The organism is uncultured Bradyrhizobium sp. (genome assembly GCF_947648125.1).
Lineage (GTDB): Bacteria > Pseudomonadota > Alphaproteobacteria > Rhizobiales > Xanthobacteraceae > Bradyrhizobium.
In genome coordinates this window covers 104,087-119,392 of the sequence record NZ_CANSMR010000020.1, presented here as the reverse complement: position 1 = coordinate 119,392, position 15,306 = coordinate 104,087, and the positions used below count along the sequence as shown (strand labels likewise).

Sequence of the window (15,306 nt, the reverse complement as noted above, 5' to 3'; positions counted from 1 at the left end):
ACCGTCATCGCTTGCGCCAGACGAACAGCCCGGACATCGCGTAGTTCCAGACCACGCCCATCAGCGCGCCGGCCGCGCCCGCAAGCCACCAGATCGGCTCCTGGTCGTAGACCGAGAACGCGACGCCGACATTGGCAAGCAGGCCGACGCTGCAGACCAGATAGAACAGCAGCAGGCCGCGCAGGATGCCAAAGCCCTTCAGCCGCTGGTCGCGATAGGTCAGGAAATTGTTGAGGATGAAGTTGCTGGTCATGGCGACGATCGCGCCGGTGGCCTGGGCCTCCGGGAACGGCGCCTTGAACAGTTCCAGCGCGATGAACAGCACGCTGAGATGCACCAGCAGGCCGAGCCCACCGACCGCTGCGAACAGAATGAAGCGCAGCGAGATCAGATCGTTGGTCAGCTTCGCCAGCACCAGGCCAAGGAAGTCGAGCGCGACCATCGAGTCAAGCTTGCTCTCGCCATGCTGGCGGGCACCGAACGTGTAAGGAATTTCGACCGCGCGCAGCTTGCCCTCCGCCGTCGCCACGACGTCGAGCAGGATCTTGAAGCCCTGGGTCGAGAGCTGCGGCGCGAGCTGCTCGAAGCGGTCGCGGCGGATCATGAAGAAGCCGCTCATGGGATCGGCGATCTCGACCTTCAGCGAGCGGCGCGCGATCTCGGTGGCAAAGGCGCTGGCGCCGGCGCGCTGCTTGTTGAAGCCTTCGGACTTGTAGCCCTCGATATAGCGGCTGCCGACCACGAGCTCGGCCTCGCCGCTCTGCAGCAGCGCGACCATCTTCGGGAGCTGGGTCTCGTCATGCTGGAGGTCGGCGTCCATGACAGCGGCATACGGCGCGCTCGACGCCAGGATGCCCTCGATGCAGGCGCCGGACAGGCCGCGCCGGCCGATTCGGCGGATGCAGCGCACGCGGGAATCCTTTCGCGCCAAGGCGCGTACCACGTCCCAGGTACCGTCGGGCGAGTTGTCATCGACGAAGATGACTTCCCAGGACACGTCCTTCAGGGTCGCGTCGAGCCGACGGTAAAGCACCGTGACATTGTCGCGCTCATTGAAGGTCGGGACGACCACCGAAAGCTGCGGCAAACTTGCTGCCTGCGAGGCGGTTTCGGGGGCTAGCTTGATGGCGTCATTCATGAGCGCCAGCGTATAGCCGCAGCCTCCCCCGCTGCCAAGGCGGGCCGGCCCAAACGCGGTCTCGGGAAGCGGGAAAACGGGGCAAAATACCCCTGAAAAATGCCAACGACCACGAACAAGGGGCGCGCGTACATCCGGCGCAGCCAAACAATGTCGTGGTCGTCCCGGCGCCGGAGCCCTTAAGCTGCAACGTCGCCGTTATGAGCCAGATAAGTAGCCCCCATGCGGTCCGCAAGGGGCAGATGGCGCTAGTTGTTCGGGACTTCCCGGATCACCGGGCCGCGTGGTGCCGGGGCCGCCGGCGCGGCCTCGGCGGCGGGAGCCGCCTGCGGCTGCGCTGCTGCGGGCTGGGTCGGGTTACGGAGCTGGCTCGGCGACGGCCCGTAAATGAACGCGGCCGCGAGCGCTACGGCTGCGACCACTGCGCCCAGGAAGCCTGCCGTCGATTGTGAGCTCATGCCGATCATCCCCTCGCCTGCGCGGATTGATATCAAAAATCGGCCGGCCGCAACAGGATTCGGGAACCTATTTCGCCGCGGCCCTGCGGCGGGTGAAGGCGGTCACGATGTCCTTCTGCGCCAGCTCGATCGCGCGGTTGGCCGTCGTCAGATTCGCATCGGCATCCTGCTTGGGAAACTGCAGCGACAGGAAGTCGATCAGCGACACCCGGAAATTCTGCCGCTCCGAGGGACAGACATTGGCGATCAGCGAGCTGAACTCCTGGTCGGACATCGTCTTGTTGCTGTCGCGGGGATATTCGCGGGCGAGGCAATTCCAGTAGGCGTCGCGGCCGGTGATGGCGAGCTTGTGCGCATCGTCGACCTCGTCGGCCATTGCAGCAGACGATATGGTAGCGGACGATATGGCAGCGGAGGACGTGATCAGGAGGGCGGCCGCAACCAGCATGCGCATGTGTTGTTCTCCATTTTGGCGCATCGTAGCGAAGAGCGACAACGACGATAAGCACCCCTGCGCCAATCTGGCAAACTGGCCAATCACGATTATTTTGACTACTCTCGATCCCTGTCCCCCCTCCTCGCGATGAGTGCAGTCGTGGCCAAAGCTCCCACCAAGGCGACCAAGACAGACGCAGGCAACATCTATATCGGCATCGGCGGCTGGACGTTCGAGCCGTGGCGCGGGGTGTTCTATCCCGAGAAGCTCACGCAGGCGAAGGAGTTGTCCTACGCCGCCTCCAAGCTGACCTCGATCGAGATCAACGGCACCTACTACGGCTCGCAGAAGCCGGAGAGCTTTCGCAAATGGGCGAGCGAGGTGCCCGACGGCTTCATCTTCTCGCTGAAGGGGCCGCGCTTCGCCACCAACCGCCGCGTGCTCGCCGAGGCCGGCGATTCGGTGAAGCGGTTCTATGACTCGGGCGTGTTGGAGCTGAGGGACCGGCTCGGGCCGGTGCTCTGGCAATTTGCGCCGACCAAGAAATTCGACAGCGCCGATTTCGGCAAGTTCCTCGAGCTCTTGCCGCGCAAGCTCGACGGCCGCGCGCTGCGCCATGTCGTCGAAGTGCGGCACGACAGCTTCTGCGTGCCCGAGTTCATCGCCCTCATTCGCGAGCACGAGGTGCCGGTGGTGTTCGCCGAGCACGGCAAATATCCGGCGATTGCCGACGTCGCGAGCGACTTCGTCTATGCCCGGCTGCAGAAGGGCAATGACGAATTGAAGACCTGCTATCCGCCGAAGCAGCTCGACGCCTGGGCGAAGCGGTTTCAGGACTGGGCCGGCGGCAGCGAGCCGGACGATCTGCCGAAGGTCGACAAATCAGCGCCGAAGAAGGCGCCGCGCGACGTGTTCGCCTACGTGATCCACGAGGGCAAGATACGCGCACCCGCGGGCGCGATGGAATTGATCGAACGGGTGAAGTGAGGGAGAGCCGATGGCGAAGGCATCCAGGCTGTTCACCATCGGCTACGAGCAGACGCCGTCGAAGGCCGTGCTCGACGAGCTCCAGCACGCCGGCGTCAAGCTCCTCGTCGACGTCCGCGCGGTGGCTTCCTCGCGCCGCCCCGGTTTCTCCAAGACCCAGCTCGCCGCAGGTCTCGACGAGCGCGGCATCGGCTACGTCCATCTCCGCGGCCTCGGCACGCCGAAGAGCGGACGGGAGGCGGCGCGCAGCGGACAATATGCGCTGCTGCACAAGATCTATTCGGCGCACCTGAAGACGGTGCAGGCCAAGGAGGAGCTCGACGAGCTGTCGGCGCTGGTGAAGAAGTCCGGTCCGGTCTGCATCCTCTGCTACGAGCGCGACCACGAACACTGTCACCGCCGCTGGATCGCCGAGATCATCGAGGAGCGCGACGGCGTCAAGATCGAGAACCTGGCCGCGCCGCAGGTCTAGCCTCGGACCTGCCCCGGCACGCTGATCGTCCCCTCCATCATCTTCACGCAGCCGCCGCCGACATGCACCGATGTGATCGCGCCGCCCTGCTTGCGGACCCGCGTCAGCAACAAGCTCGGCCGGCCCATGTCGACGCCCTGCCCGATCCGCAGCCGCAATTCGCCATCGCGCGCGGGATCGATATCGGCGAGCAGCGCCGCGCAGGCCGCAGTCGCACTGCCGGTTGCGGGATCTTCCGACAGGCCGCTCGCGCCCGGATGGAACATGCGCGCCTGCAAGTCGAGCGGCTGCTCGCCCGCCGGCACGTCGCGGGTGTAGAAATAGACGACGTCGCGGCCGATCTGCGCCAGCGCCCTGGCGAACGCCGCAGCATCGGGCCGCGCCCGCTTCAGCGCCTCGCGCGAGGCGATCTCCACCACCAGGAACGGTAGGCCGACCGAGGCGACCTGCGGCACATGCCGATCAGTCTTCACGTCGGCCGCCGACAGCGAGAGACAAGCCGCGGCATCGGCCGCGCTCACCTCGTTCGTGCGCTGCAAGGCTTGCGGCGCCGTCAACTCGGCACCGATCACCCTGCCGCCGTCGATCAGGACCTTGACCGGCACGAGGCCCGCCTTCTCCTCGAACCTCAGCAGCTCCGGCGTCTTCGCTGCCCGGCTCGCCAGCACGAAGGCGGTGCCGACATTGGGATGGCCGGCGAACGGAATTTCCGAGCGCACGGTAAAGATGCGAACCTGGGCGTCGTTGGCCTTGTCCTGCGGCGGCAGCACGAAGGTCGTCTCGGAATAGTTGAACTCGGTCGCGATCGCCTGCATCTGCGCCGTCGACAGCCCTTCGGCGTCGAGCACCACGGCCAGCGGGTTGCCGCCGAAGGCGCGGTCGGTGAAAACGTCGACGGTGATATAGCGGCGCTGCATCTTGCGTATCCTTGTGCCGGTCATTCCGATGGCGTCATCGTAGCACAGCAGCAACGACGCCCTTCAGAGCACTCGGTACAATCGCGCTCCTTGTTTGAGCATGATCTCCTCGGAAAACCGCTTCGCACTTTTCCGGATCATGCTTTAGAATCGAAACAGCTCGCGCGGCGATGCGAGCACGCGGGCGCGCTCGTCGGCGTCGGTGACGAGCTCGTCGAGGAATTTGCGGTTCCTGGCGTAGCTCTGCGTCGCCTCGAACTGAGTGTGCGGCCAGTCGCTGCCCCACAGCAGCCGGTCGACGCCGAAAGCCTGGCGCAGCAGCGGATAGGCCTGCTTCGCGAACGCCTCACCGGCCGCGCCGTTGCGATAGGGTGCGGAGATCTTGACCCAGACATTGCGCGTCGCGCCCAGCTTGAGGACCGACTGAAATCCGGGATCATCGATGCCGAGCTTTGGATCGGGCAAGGCGAAATGATCGAGCACGACTTTCACGCCCTGGTCGAGCAGCTGTGGTGCGAGCGTCGCGAGATCGCCGGCATTACGCTGGATCTCGATCTGCCAGTCGAGCGTCCTGATCTGCGCCAGCAGCGCCGTCCACTCCGGCGACGTCAGATCGGGTAGCTTCTGGCCAACCAGATTGAGACGGATACCCGCCACCCCGGCACGATCGAGCGCGCGAAGCTCGTCGGCGGTGGCGGCAACGTCGACCACGGCGATGCCGCGCAGACGGCCATTGGTCGCCTTCAGGCATTCGACCAGATAGGAATTGTCGGTGCCGAGAAAGCTCGGCTGCACCAACACGCCGTTGGTGATGCCGTTCTGGTCGAGCTGCTGCAGATAGAGCGCGAGCGGTGCGTCGTAGTCGGGCGCGTAGCGCCGGCCCGGCGCGAGCTTCAGCCCGCGATGGAAGACGTGGGCGTGGGTATCGATCGCGAGTTTCGGCACCTCAGCCCTCACTTTGCTCGCCAATCCACCCGCCGACAGCGCGGCAACCACTCCCACGGCAAACCGGCGCCGCGTCAACCCATGTTCGTACGATGTCATGATCATTCCTCATCATCACGCGCGCGTGGCGGCGGCCTGCTCGAAAACCTTGCCCCGGGTTTCCGGCAGCATCAGCACCGCGACCAGCACCAGCGAATAGGCGAACGCCGCGTCGATCCCGATCGCCGCACCGAGGCCGATGTGATCGCTGAGGTAGCCGACCAGGAAGGGAAACGCCGCGGAGACGATGCGACCGAAATTGTAGCAGAAGCCGACACCGGTGCCGCGCACGCCGGCCGGATAGAGCTCGCTGAACAGCGCCGCCATGCTGGCCGGAATCCCCGCCGAGAAGAAGCCAAGCGGGAAGCCGAGCACCAGCATCTGCGAATTGGAGAGCGGCGCGAAGATATAGACCAGCACCGTCACGACGCAGGCGGCGGCGAACAGCGTCACGTTGGCGCGCCGCCCGATCCGGTCGCTGACGATCCCGGAGACCACGCAGCCGCAGAAGAAGGCGACGATGATCACGGCGAGATAGGCGCTGGAGCCGAGCACCGAGAGATGCCGCACCTCGCGCAGAAACGTCGGCAGGAATGTCGTCAGCGCCGCATAGCCGCCATGGGCGCCGATCCCGAACAGACCTCCGATCAATGTCGACCGCAGCACATCGCGATGAAAGATTCCGGCGAGCGTCGCAAAGAACGGCGGCTCGGCCTCGCGCGCGGCAACGCGCGGCGGCTCCTTCAGCCCGCGGCGGATATACAGGATCAAGAGCGCCGGGATCAGGCCGACCGCGAACAGGATTCGCCAGGCGATATCGGCCGGCGCATAAGTGAACACCAAGGCCGAGAGCAGCACCGCGGCGCCCCAGCCGACCGCCCAGGCGCTCTGCACGGCGCCGAGCGCCTTGCCGCGATGCTCGGCGCGAATGATCTCGGCCATCAATACCGCACCGCAGGCCCATTCCGCGCCGAAGCCGATGCCCTGGATCGCCTTCAGGACCACGAGCTGGGGATAGCTCGTCGCGAACGCGCAGGCGAAGGTCGCGAGCGCAAAGGTCGCCACCGTGATCTGGAGCGCCTGCACCCGGCCGAAACGGTCGCCGAGCGCGCCGCCGAGCCAGCCACCGAACGCGCCGAAGAACAGCGTGACCGAGCCGAGCAGACCGGCATCGGCCTTGCTGATCCCGAAAGCCGTGATCAGCGCCGGAATGGCGAGGCTGAACATCTGGACGTCGAACGCATCTAACCCCCAGCCGCCGAAACTTGCCCAGAAGGTGCGCCGCTCGAGCGGCGAACATTCGCTGTACCAGTTTGCCATTTCTTCTCCCTGTGAATTCTTATGTTGTTATGTTTGGTCGCAGCGCTACCTGATCTCGGCGTGGTAGCGGAAGCGATCCGCCGGCCCGCGCGAGCGGCGCCATTCGATCGGCCGCCGCTCCAGATCAAAGGCGAGGCGCTCGATCACGATCAGCGGCGCGTTGGCCTCGAGCCGCAGCAAGCGCGATTGCATCTCGGTCGCGATCTCGACGGTGAGGATTTCATCGGCGGAGACCACGACCTGGCCGCAGCGATCCTCGTAGAGCGGATACAGCAAGTCGCCGAACTCGGAGGTTGCGAGCGCCAGCAGCGCCTCGAAGCGCGATCTCTCGAGCCAGATCTCCTCGGCCAATAGCGGCACGTCGTCGATCAGCCGCAGGCGCGACAGGCTGATGACCGGCTCGCCGACGGCAATGCGCAGCGCCGAGGCGACAGCCGACGTCGCCGGCATCGCCTTGCGCCGCAGGATGCGGCTTTGCGGCACGCGGCGCTCGCCGCTCTCGGATTGGAAGCGGAAGAAGCGGAACAGCGAGGAATTGAACCGCGCGCGGCGCACGAAGGTGCCGCGGCCCTGCTGGCGCTCCAGCACGCCGTCGCTGACGAGCTGGTCTATCGCCTTGCGCACGGTGCCGATCGCGACGCCGTAATGCGCGCCGAGCTCGGCCTCGGAGGGGATCAAGTCCCCCGGACGCCATTCGTTGCGATTGATCCGCGCCGCGAGGTCGTCGCGGAGGCGCTGGTAGCGGGGCAGGCGGTCGTCGAGAGCTGAATTCATCTAGTCATCTATATGAGTATATGACGCCGCGTCAATCGCTACCTTAATACCTCCAGCCTGTATGCTGTGGCCTTACCCCAACTGCCAGACCGGCACCGGATGCTCGTAACCTCGCACCGGGATCTCGCCGCGAGAGACGGCGTCCGGGCATTCGTCGCCGAGCGCCTCGCGCACCGCGGACGAGATCAGGAATTGCGAGCCGAGCTCCTTGTTGAGCGCCTCGAGCCGGGCGGCAAAGTTCACGGTGTCGCCGATCACGGTGTATTCCTTGCGCCGCGGCGAGCCGATACTGCCGGCCACGACCTCGCCGATATGAATCCCGATGCCGATGCGCAGCGGCCAGCTCGACGACGCATTGGTGCGCTCGTTGGCGGCCAGCATCTCGCGCGCGGCGGCGACCGCCTGATGCGCGGCGTCGCCGGTCTCGAACGGCGCGCCGAACAGCGCGAGAAAGCCGTCGCCGAGAAACTTGTTCACGATGCCGCCATGGCGATCGAGGATATCGACCAGCACGGCAAAGGCGCCGTCGAGCCGATCCACCACCTCCTGCGGCGAGCGCGAGCGCGCGCCCGCCGTGAAGCTGCGGAAATCGACGAACATCACGGCGACGCGGCGGATGTCGCTCGCGGTCGTGGCGCCCTCCGCCATCAGGCGTTCGACCACCTGCGGCGAGACGTGCTGGCCGAACAGATTGGTGATGCGGTCGCGCGCGGTGGCAGCCGCGATGCTGGCGGCGAACTGGCGCCGCAGCTGCAAGCCGACCCCACCGGCCAGCACGCCGCAGATCAGGATGATCGTGCTGCGCGCGGCGTGATAATAGATGTCTTGATCGGCCGCGACGCCGTCAGGCGCGTGGAAGAACACCGCCATGTAGAACAGCTCGGTCGCGGCGACGAATCCGGTGAAGGTCGAGAGCCAGAAATCGAGCCGCAGCGTCGAGAGAATGATGAAGACGAAATAGATCAGCGGGGCGACGAAGCCGAGCGCCTCCTGGCGGCCCATGCTGTCGATATGCAGCCCCAGCACGACGGTCGGCAGCGATGTCTCGACCAGCACGCCGATGTAGCGCCGGATCACCGGCAGATCGCGACCGTTGCGCCTGTACCAGCTGATCGCACCATGCACCCAGATCTCGAACAGGATCAGCGGAACGGTGACATAGAAGATGTAGGCGGGGTCGAGGTTGCCGTGCCAGACCCGGCTGACCGCCTCGGGCGCGAACAAATACACCAGCAAGCTGATCGCCCCCAGCACGATGGCGGTGCCGATCAGCACCTTGATGCGGAGCAGCTCGGTGGTCATCACCTCGCGCATCAAAGCGTGGTTGAAATTGGCGGATACTGTCGTGCCTGCCGCTGCGCTGTCACTATCCGAAGATTCCGCCATTTCCCCGCCCCGGTCATTCCGGGACGCGAAGCGAACCCGGAATCTCGAGATTCCGGGTCCGATGCTTCGCATCGCCCCGGAATGACGATGAACAACTACGGCCATCTTAGCCTCAATCGAGCGTGCGGCGGAAGCGCGTCACGGCGATGGTCATGGCGAACAACATCAGGGCGACCAGCGCGATGGTGTCGTATTGCAGGTTTGGCATCGCCGCGCCCTTCAGCATGATGGCGCGGACGATGCGTACGAAATGGGTCAGCGGCAGCCCCTCGCCGATATATTGCGCCCAGACCGGCATGCCCGCGAACGGGAACATGAAGCCGGACAGCAGGATGCTCGGCAGGAAGAACATCATCGAGAGCTGCATCGCCTGCAGCTGGTTCTGCACGATGGTCGAGAACGTGTAGCCGATCGACAGATTGGTGGTGATAAACAGCGTGGTGAGCAGCGCCAGCAGCGTCAGGCTGCCGAGCACCGGCACGCCGAACAGCACGATGCCGATGGCGATGATCAGCGTCGCCTGGATGAACCCGACCAGCACGTAGGGGATGATCTTGCCGAACATCACCTCGACCGGCTTGATCGGCATCGAGAGCAGGCTCTCCATGGTGCCGCGCTCGATCTCGCGCGTCACCGACAGCGCGGTGAAGATCAGCATGGTCATGGTCAGGATGGTCCCGACCAGGCCGGGCACGATATTGAGGCGCGAGTCCGCCGCCGGGTTGTAGCGGGCATGGGCACGGATCTCGAACGGCATGTCAGGGGGATCGCCGATATGCAGGTCATGCGCCAGCGCGGACTGCACCAGCGGCCCGAGCGTGCCGAGCGCGGTGCCCGAGGCGACCGGATCGGTGGCATCGGCCGCGACCAGCAGCGCCGGCCGGTCGCCGCGCCGCACCGCGCGCTCGAAGCCGCGCGGGATCTCGACGCCGAACAGCACCTTGCCGGACTGCAGGAGCTCGTCGAACTCCTGGACGGTGTGCACCTCACGGACAAAATGGAAATAGGCGGTGTTCTCCATCGCCTTCAGGATCGAGCGGCCGAGATCGCTGTCCTCCTGGGTCAGCACCGCGGTCGGCAGATTGCGCGGCGTGGTGTTGATGGCGTAGCCGAACAGCGTCAGCTGCATCACCGGCAGCATGATGATCATGGCGAACGAGACGCGGTCGCGGCGGAGCTGGATGAACTCCTTGACCAGCATCGCATAGCTGCGCCGCCAGAAGCCGAACGCCGACTCCCTTTCTTCGTCTTTCTGGATCGTATCCGTCGCACTCATCGGACTCTATCCCTGGAAGTTGTCCTTGGAGCGCCCCATCAGGTCGATGAAGACGTCCTCAAGCGACGGCTCGCTCGGCTGCCAGTGCCACTTCGAATTGCTGCGGTAGGGCGCAATGGCAGCCTCGAGCGCCGCCTTGTCGCGGCCGGAGACGTGCAGGCTGGTGCCAAACGGCGCCACCATGTCGACGCCGGGCTTGCCGGTGAGCTCGGCCATCAATCCGTTGAAATCCTCGCCCGTCACCGTCCAGGTCGACAGCGCGGAGGCTGCGATCACCTCATCCACCGTGCCGTGGGCCAAGAGGTGGCCGTAGGCGATATAGGCGATCTCATGACAGCGCTCGGCCTCGTCCATGTAATGGGTCGAGACCAGCACGGTGAGCCCTTCGGCCGCGAGCGCGTGGATCTCGTTCCAGAAATCGCGCCGCGCCTTGGGATCGACGCCGGCGGTCGGCTCGTCCAGCAGCAGCAATTGCGGATTGGGTAGCGTGCAGGCGCCGAGCGCCAGCCGCTGTTTCCAGCCGCCGGAGAGATTGGCGGCGAGCTGCTCCTCGCGGCCCTTCAACCCGATCCGCGCGATCATGTCGGCCGCGGCGCCACGCGCATCCGGCATGCCATAGAGCCGCGCGACGAACTCCAGGTTCTCGCGCACCGACAGATCCTGGTAGAGGCTGAAGCGCTGCGTCATGTAGCCGACCTTGCGCTTGATCTTGTCGGCATCGCGCCGGATGTCGTAGCCGAGGCAGGTGCCCTCGCCGCTGTCGGGCGTCAACAGGCCGCACAGAATGCGGATGGTGGTGGTCTTGCCACTGCCGTTGGGACCGAGGAAGCCGTAGATCGAGCCGCGCTTGACCTGCATCGACAGGTCGTGGACCACCTCTCTCCCGCCAAACGATTTGGTCAGGCCCTTCACATCGATCGCGATGGAAGCTGCGTTGGGCTGCGTGTTGCTCAGGCCGCCGTTCATCTGCGCTCCGCCACCGGCGTCTTCGAGTTAGTCTTGGGATTGAGGTAGATGCTGATCGGCTGACCGACGCGCAGGACATCGGGCCGGCTCGGCCGCGCCTGGATCAGATAGACCAGCTTGTTGCGCTCATCGAGGCTGTAAATGACGGGCGGCGTATACTCCGCCGTGGTCGCAATGAAATAGATCTTCGCCGTGAGATCATCAGCGCAATTGTCGCAGGTCACCCTCACCTCGTCGCCGAGCGCAAGCTTCGGCAGCTCGGTCTCCGGCACGAAGAAGCGCAGCTTCATGTTGCCGGGCGGCATGATCGACAGCACCGGCCGCTGCGCCTGCACCATCTCGCCCTCGCGGAAATAGATCTGCTGGATCGAGCCCGCGATCGGCGCAAAGCCCTTGCGGCGGTCGAGCCGCGTCTGCGAGGTGACGACGCGCGCTTCCGCGACGCGCAGTGCCGAGACAGCGGAATCCAGATTGGCCTGGGTGCCGGCGCCGGTGCCGCGCAGCGAGGCCGCGCGGTCGTAGCTCTGCTGCGCGTTCGCCAGGGTCGCGTTGTTCTGGTTGAGATCGGCGCGCTGCAAATCGTCGTCGACCGAATAGAGCATATCGCCGGGCTTGACCTCCTCGCCCTCGCGCACGTTGAGCTTGATGACGCGGCCGGATTCATCCGGGCTGACGAAGATCATGTCAGCCTCGACCCAGCCCTGGAAGCCGGGGTCGCGCTTCTCCTTGCAACCGGCGAGCGCCGCGGCCAGCGCGACGGCCGCGATCAGCTTCATCATGCGCGACGCGGTCATGTCTTCCTCCGTTCGCCGAAGATCAGATCGAGATGCACCTTGAACATCGCGAGCCCATCGAGCGGCGCGTGGCGGGCAAACAGGCTCTGCCAGATCACCGCGACGATCGCCGGCGCGACGACCAGCTGCGGGAAATCCCCGAGCTCGCGATGCTTGATCTCGCCGCGCGTGATCGCGAGCTGCACCAGCGCCTTCATGCCGGTCAGGCCCTTCGACACCACCTCGCGGAAATAGAAATCGGCGATCGCCGGGAAGCGCGGCCCTTCGGACACGATCAGGCGGATGATGTCGCCGCGCCGGGTCGCCACGACCTCGCGCATGAAGGTCTCGGCAAACCCCTCCACCGCGTCGCGCACGGGACCGGTGATCGTCGGCAGCGCGGTCAAGCGGCCGATCAGCGGCACCAGCGCGGTGCGGATCAGCTCCTCGAACATCGATTCCTTGTCCTTGAAGTAGAGATAGAGCGTGCCCTTGGCGACGCCGGCGCGCTTGGCGACATCGTCGAGCCGCGTCGCGGCAAAGCCGCGTGCAATGAACTCGTCCATCGCCGCCTCGATGATCGCCGCGCGCCGCTCGGCGGATTTCCCGGCGCGGCTGGCAGCCGGCTTCGCCTCAGGCAGTGGTGCGGAGGCCACCTTCGGGATCCTCGCCGCGGCGGCGCGGATCGTGGTGCGGCGTTTGGCGGGTGGGCTGGGGGTCGTCTTTTCGGTGCGCTTTGTCATGCCACAATATGACTGACTGGTCAGTCATTGTCAATGTGATCCAGGAAGACCCGGTTCGATACGAAATGTTCCTGTTCGCGTGCTTGAGCGGGATCAAAAGCCGTTCCCATTTCCGGGCTGACGGTCAGAGGCCGTGCGACCGCGGTCTCGCGGCGCAACACTCGAGGCAAGCCTGGTCCCGATCGCCTCCATGGGCCCTGTGCACGCTCAAGCGTGCACTGCATTCCACACCGCCCTCTCCGTCATTCCGTGGCGTGCGAAGCACGAGCCCGGAATCCATCGAGCCACATGACGCCTAGATAAATGGATTCTTCGCGAGCACCCAGGTGCGCAATTGCGCACCGGGGAATGACGACGGAGAGAGTCGGCAGTTCGTAGGATGGGTAGAGCGCAGCGAAACCCATCAATTCACGTCCGCGGTGCAAATGATGGGTTTCGCTTCGCTCTACCCATCCTACCCTGCAACGCCCGCTGCTCGACTACGTATGAAACTTCAGCCCATCGAGGATCTTGTCGACCACCTTCCGCTCGGCGCGAAAGGCAAGACCGACCAGGTTGAGTTCAGTGCGTGCCACCGCCCTCACCACCTCGCGGTTGGCGGCATCATGCGTGGTCTTGAACATGTCCTCGGTGTACAGCGCCGGCCGCACCTCGCGCGCCAGCGCACGTTCCAGCGCGCGTGACAACTGCGCGCGATCGGCGCCGTAGATCAGGATCGGCTGGCCGATCAGGGACAGATACTTCGTCCCCGAGCCGTCCTCGTAATTCTCGCCGATACATTCGGGAAACGAAGCGGCGATGCCACCGGCGAGAAACGACGCCACGTTGAGCTTCTGCCAGGCTTCCAGGTCGGTGCGGATCACGACCGCGATCTTGGTGTCGAACTGCATGGTGCGAGCTTATCCGCAGAGCCGCGAGCAACGCCAGTCGGATTCCGCCGACGGCTGGAACCTTCCGTTCCGCGCCCGCGACGAAGGCTTGAGCATCTGCTTCCACATGCGCCGGAAAGCCATAGTCAGGTCCTGGGCCGCGTAGTAGGCTTCGAGCGTTCGATTACCATCGGCATTATTCAAGGCATTGCACATGATCGGCAAGGCCGATGTTGTTGTGATTGGTTCGGGCGGATTGGGCGCGGCCACAGCGTATTACTTGAGCAAGCGTGGCGATCTCAGCGTCGCCCTTGTCGACAAGCATGAGATCGGATCGCAAACCTCGCCGCGAGCGGCAGGCATGGTGAGTTGCGCACGCAAGAGCGACCTGATGATTGGCCTCATCAAGGACGCGTGCCGCAAGATCGAGGCGTTCACGGAAGAAACCGGCCAGCCGCTCGACTGGGTGCATTCGGGCAGCCTGAAGATCGCGCGTCGGCCACAGGACGCCGAGGTGATCAGGGATGACTTTGAGCGCGGGCACCGCATGGGCCTCGATGTCGAGCTGATCACTCCGGAGCAGGCGAGCCAACTTAATCCGTTCTTGCAGCCGGCGGGTGTCGTCGCCGCGATGCGGATCGGCGACGACCGCTATTTCGACCCGGCGCAGATTGCCGTCGGCTTCGCCAGGGCCGCGGCGGCCCGGGGCGCGGCCGTGCTGCCGAAGACCGACGTGCACGCCGTGAACATCGACGGCGGCAAGGTGACCGGCGTGACCACCGCGAACGGCATCATCGAAAGTCCGGTCGTCGTCGATGCCGCCGGTGCGTGGACGCGACAGATCGCGGAGGCAAGCGGCATTCGCGTGCCGCTGGTGCCGACCCGGCAGCAATTGATCGTCACCGAGCCGATGGACGGCGCGCGTGCCGACTTGCCGATGATCCGCATCATGGATGCCGCGGTGTATATGCGCCCGTGCCAAGGCGGCTTCCTGTGGGGCGTCTACGAGGAATCGCCGCGCTTCTTCGATATGCAGTCGCTGGGGGCCGGCTTCGACGTCAAGGACATGCCGCTCGACATCGGCGTGCTTCATGCAGCCGCCGGTGAGGTGAAGGATCAGCTCCCGTCCCTGCAAACCGCCAAAGTGCGGGAATTCCGCGGTGGCATTCCGACCATGACCGCCGACGGCCATCATGTTCTTGGCCCGGCCACTGGCGCGACCGGCTTCTATTTTGCGAGCGGGTGCAATGTCGCCGGTCTGTCGATCTCGCCAACTGTCGGCGAGGCACTTGCAGCCTGGATCGTGGACGGCAAGCCGCCCGTCGATCTATCGCCGATGTCGGTTACGCGGTTCAAAGACCAATCGTGGTCGGAAGCCCGATTGGAGCGCGACGCCGCCTGGCAATATCGTCACTTCTACGGCGCCGTCTGAGCGCACACCCTAGCCCTTGGCGTCGCAGGCCCAGGCGCGGATTACGCATTCCTTGCCGCCGTAGTCGTAGCACTTCTTGGTCGCGGCATTGAGCGAGCTCGAGATCTTCGGCGCCACCGCATAGCCATGGGCGCCGCAGGGATTTTTCATGTCGATCGCAAGCGCGGCACAGGCGCGCTTCATGGTGACGGTGGTGCATTCGCCCTTGCACTGCTTCAGCGCCGCGGCGCGCGCCGCGCCCTCCGCCGGATAATCGTAGGCCTGGCCATAGGCACCGCACTTGCCGACCGCGAACGCGCCGGCGGCGTGAGCCTTGGGGACGAAGGTTTCCACGGAGAAACGCGTGGCACCGAGCAGCAATGTCAGGACGAGAAT

The 15,306-nt window shown here is 65.2% G+C and carries 18 protein-coding genes; 4 read left to right on the top strand and 14 right to left on the bottom strand.

Going from position 1 to position 15,306, the window contains the following annotated elements:
• Positions 1–4 precede the first annotated feature (4 nt).
• From Q0030_RS29070 to Q0030_RS29060, 3 genes are all read right to left on the bottom strand, one after another.
• Complete coding sequence (locus tag Q0030_RS29070) at positions 5–1,138, bottom strand: glycosyltransferase family 2 protein (protein ID WP_298374975.1); 1,134 nt, start codon at positions 1,136–1,138, stop codon at positions 5–7.
• A 248-nt stretch (positions 1,139–1,386) separates the two neighbouring features.
• The gene (locus Q0030_RS29065; protein WP_298374972.1) at positions 1,387–1,596 is read right to left on the bottom strand and encodes a hypothetical protein; all 210 of its coding nucleotides are present in this window, start codon (positions 1,594–1,596) and stop codon (positions 1,387–1,389) included.
• Between the two features lie 67 nt (positions 1,597–1,663).
• Positions 1,664–2,050 (bottom strand): hypothetical protein, encoded by a 387-nt coding sequence (locus Q0030_RS29060; RefSeq protein WP_298374969.1) that lies wholly within the window; start codon positions 2,048–2,050, stop codon positions 1,664–1,666.
• Positions 2,051–2,191: 141 nt separating this feature from the next.
• Here Q0030_RS29060 and Q0030_RS29055 point away from each other — a divergent pair, with 141 nt between their 5' ends.
• A complete protein-coding gene (locus tag Q0030_RS29055) occupies positions 2,192–3,019 on the top strand; it encodes a DUF72 domain-containing protein (RefSeq protein WP_298374967.1) in 828 nt (275 codons plus the stop codon).
• 10 nt (positions 3,020–3,029) lie between these two features.
• Positions 3,030–3,491 carry a DUF488 domain-containing protein gene (locus Q0030_RS29050; protein WP_298374964.1) on the top strand — a complete coding sequence of 154 codons (462 nt, stop codon included), beginning with the start codon at positions 3,030–3,032 and terminating at the stop codon, positions 3,489–3,491.
• Here the strand turns inward: Q0030_RS29050 and Q0030_RS29045 are convergent.
• The 9 genes from Q0030_RS29045 to Q0030_RS29005 all read right to left on the bottom strand — a co-directional run bounded on the left by Q0030_RS29045 (position 3,488) and on the right by Q0030_RS29005 (position 12,465).
• A complete protein-coding gene (locus tag Q0030_RS29045; protein WP_298374961.1) occupies positions 3,488–4,408 on the bottom strand; it encodes a PhzF family phenazine biosynthesis protein in 921 nt (306 codons plus the stop codon). The genes Q0030_RS29050 and Q0030_RS29045 overlap by 4 nt on opposite strands.
• Positions 4,409–4,552: 144 nt before the next feature.
• Positions 4,553–5,452, bottom strand: a complete 900-nt coding sequence (locus Q0030_RS29040; RefSeq protein WP_298374958.1) for an amidohydrolase family protein — start codon at positions 5,450–5,452, stop codon at positions 4,553–4,555.
• Between the two features lie 15 nt (positions 5,453–5,467).
• Entirely contained in the window at positions 5,468–6,712 is a 1,245-nt protein-coding gene (locus tag Q0030_RS29035; protein WP_298374955.1) for an MFS transporter, read from the bottom strand.
• A 45-nt stretch (positions 6,713–6,757) separates the two neighbouring features.
• Entirely contained in the window at positions 6,758–7,486 is a 729-nt protein-coding gene (locus Q0030_RS29030) for a GntR family transcriptional regulator (protein WP_298374953.1), read from the bottom strand.
• Positions 7,487–7,558: 72 nt separating this feature from the next.
• The gene (locus Q0030_RS29025) at positions 7,559–8,872 is read right to left on the bottom strand and encodes an adenylate/guanylate cyclase domain-containing protein (protein WP_298374950.1); all 1,314 of its coding nucleotides are present in this window, start codon (positions 8,870–8,872) and stop codon (positions 7,559–7,561) included.
• Between the two features lie 112 nt (positions 8,873–8,984).
• Positions 8,985–10,148 carry an ABC transporter permease gene (locus Q0030_RS29020; RefSeq protein ID WP_298374948.1) on the bottom strand — a complete coding sequence of 388 codons (1,164 nt, stop codon included), beginning with the start codon at positions 10,146–10,148 and terminating at the stop codon, positions 8,985–8,987.
• A 6-nt stretch (positions 10,149–10,154) separates the two neighbouring features.
• Positions 10,155–11,114 carry an ABC transporter ATP-binding protein gene (locus Q0030_RS29015; protein ID WP_298374946.1) on the bottom strand — a complete coding sequence of 320 codons (960 nt, stop codon included), beginning with the start codon at positions 11,112–11,114 and terminating at the stop codon, positions 10,155–10,157.
• The gene (locus tag Q0030_RS29010) at positions 11,111–11,908 is read right to left on the bottom strand and encodes an efflux RND transporter periplasmic adaptor subunit (protein ID WP_298374943.1); all 798 of its coding nucleotides are present in this window, start codon (positions 11,906–11,908) and stop codon (positions 11,111–11,113) included. The genes Q0030_RS29015 and Q0030_RS29010 overlap by 4 nt, the downstream gene beginning before the upstream one ends.
• Positions 11,905–12,465 carry a TetR/AcrR family transcriptional regulator gene (locus Q0030_RS29005; RefSeq protein WP_298375026.1) on the bottom strand — a complete coding sequence of 187 codons (561 nt, stop codon included), beginning with the start codon at positions 12,463–12,465 and terminating at the stop codon, positions 11,905–11,907. Before Q0030_RS29005 ends, Q0030_RS29010 begins: the two co-directional genes overlap by 4 nt.
• Between Q0030_RS29005 and Q0030_RS29000 the strand changes: the two genes are divergently transcribed.
• The gene (locus Q0030_RS29000) at positions 12,440–12,646 is read left to right on the top strand and encodes a hypothetical protein (protein ID WP_298375029.1); all 207 of its coding nucleotides are present in this window, start codon (positions 12,440–12,442) and stop codon (positions 12,644–12,646) included. The genes Q0030_RS29005 and Q0030_RS29000 overlap by 26 nt on opposite strands.
• 463 nt (positions 12,647–13,109) lie before the next feature.
• Here Q0030_RS29000 and Q0030_RS28995 read toward each other — a convergent pair whose 3' ends face one another.
• A complete protein-coding gene (locus tag Q0030_RS28995) occupies positions 13,110–13,520 on the bottom strand; it encodes a DUF2000 family protein (protein WP_298374941.1) in 411 nt (136 codons plus the stop codon).
• A gap of 193 nt (positions 13,521–13,713) precedes the next feature.
• Between Q0030_RS28995 and Q0030_RS28990 the strand changes: the two genes are divergently transcribed.
• Positions 13,714–14,931, top strand: coding sequence for an FAD-binding oxidoreductase (locus tag Q0030_RS28990; protein WP_298374938.1), 1,218 nt, complete (start codon positions 13,714–13,716; stop codon positions 14,929–14,931).
• Between the two features lie 9 nt (positions 14,932–14,940).
• Here Q0030_RS28990 and Q0030_RS28985 read toward each other — a convergent pair whose 3' ends face one another.
• Complete coding sequence (locus Q0030_RS28985; protein WP_298375023.1) at positions 14,941–15,291, bottom strand: DUF4189 domain-containing protein; 351 nt, start codon at positions 15,289–15,291, stop codon at positions 14,941–14,943.
• Positions 15,292–15,306 lie beyond the last annotated feature (15 nt).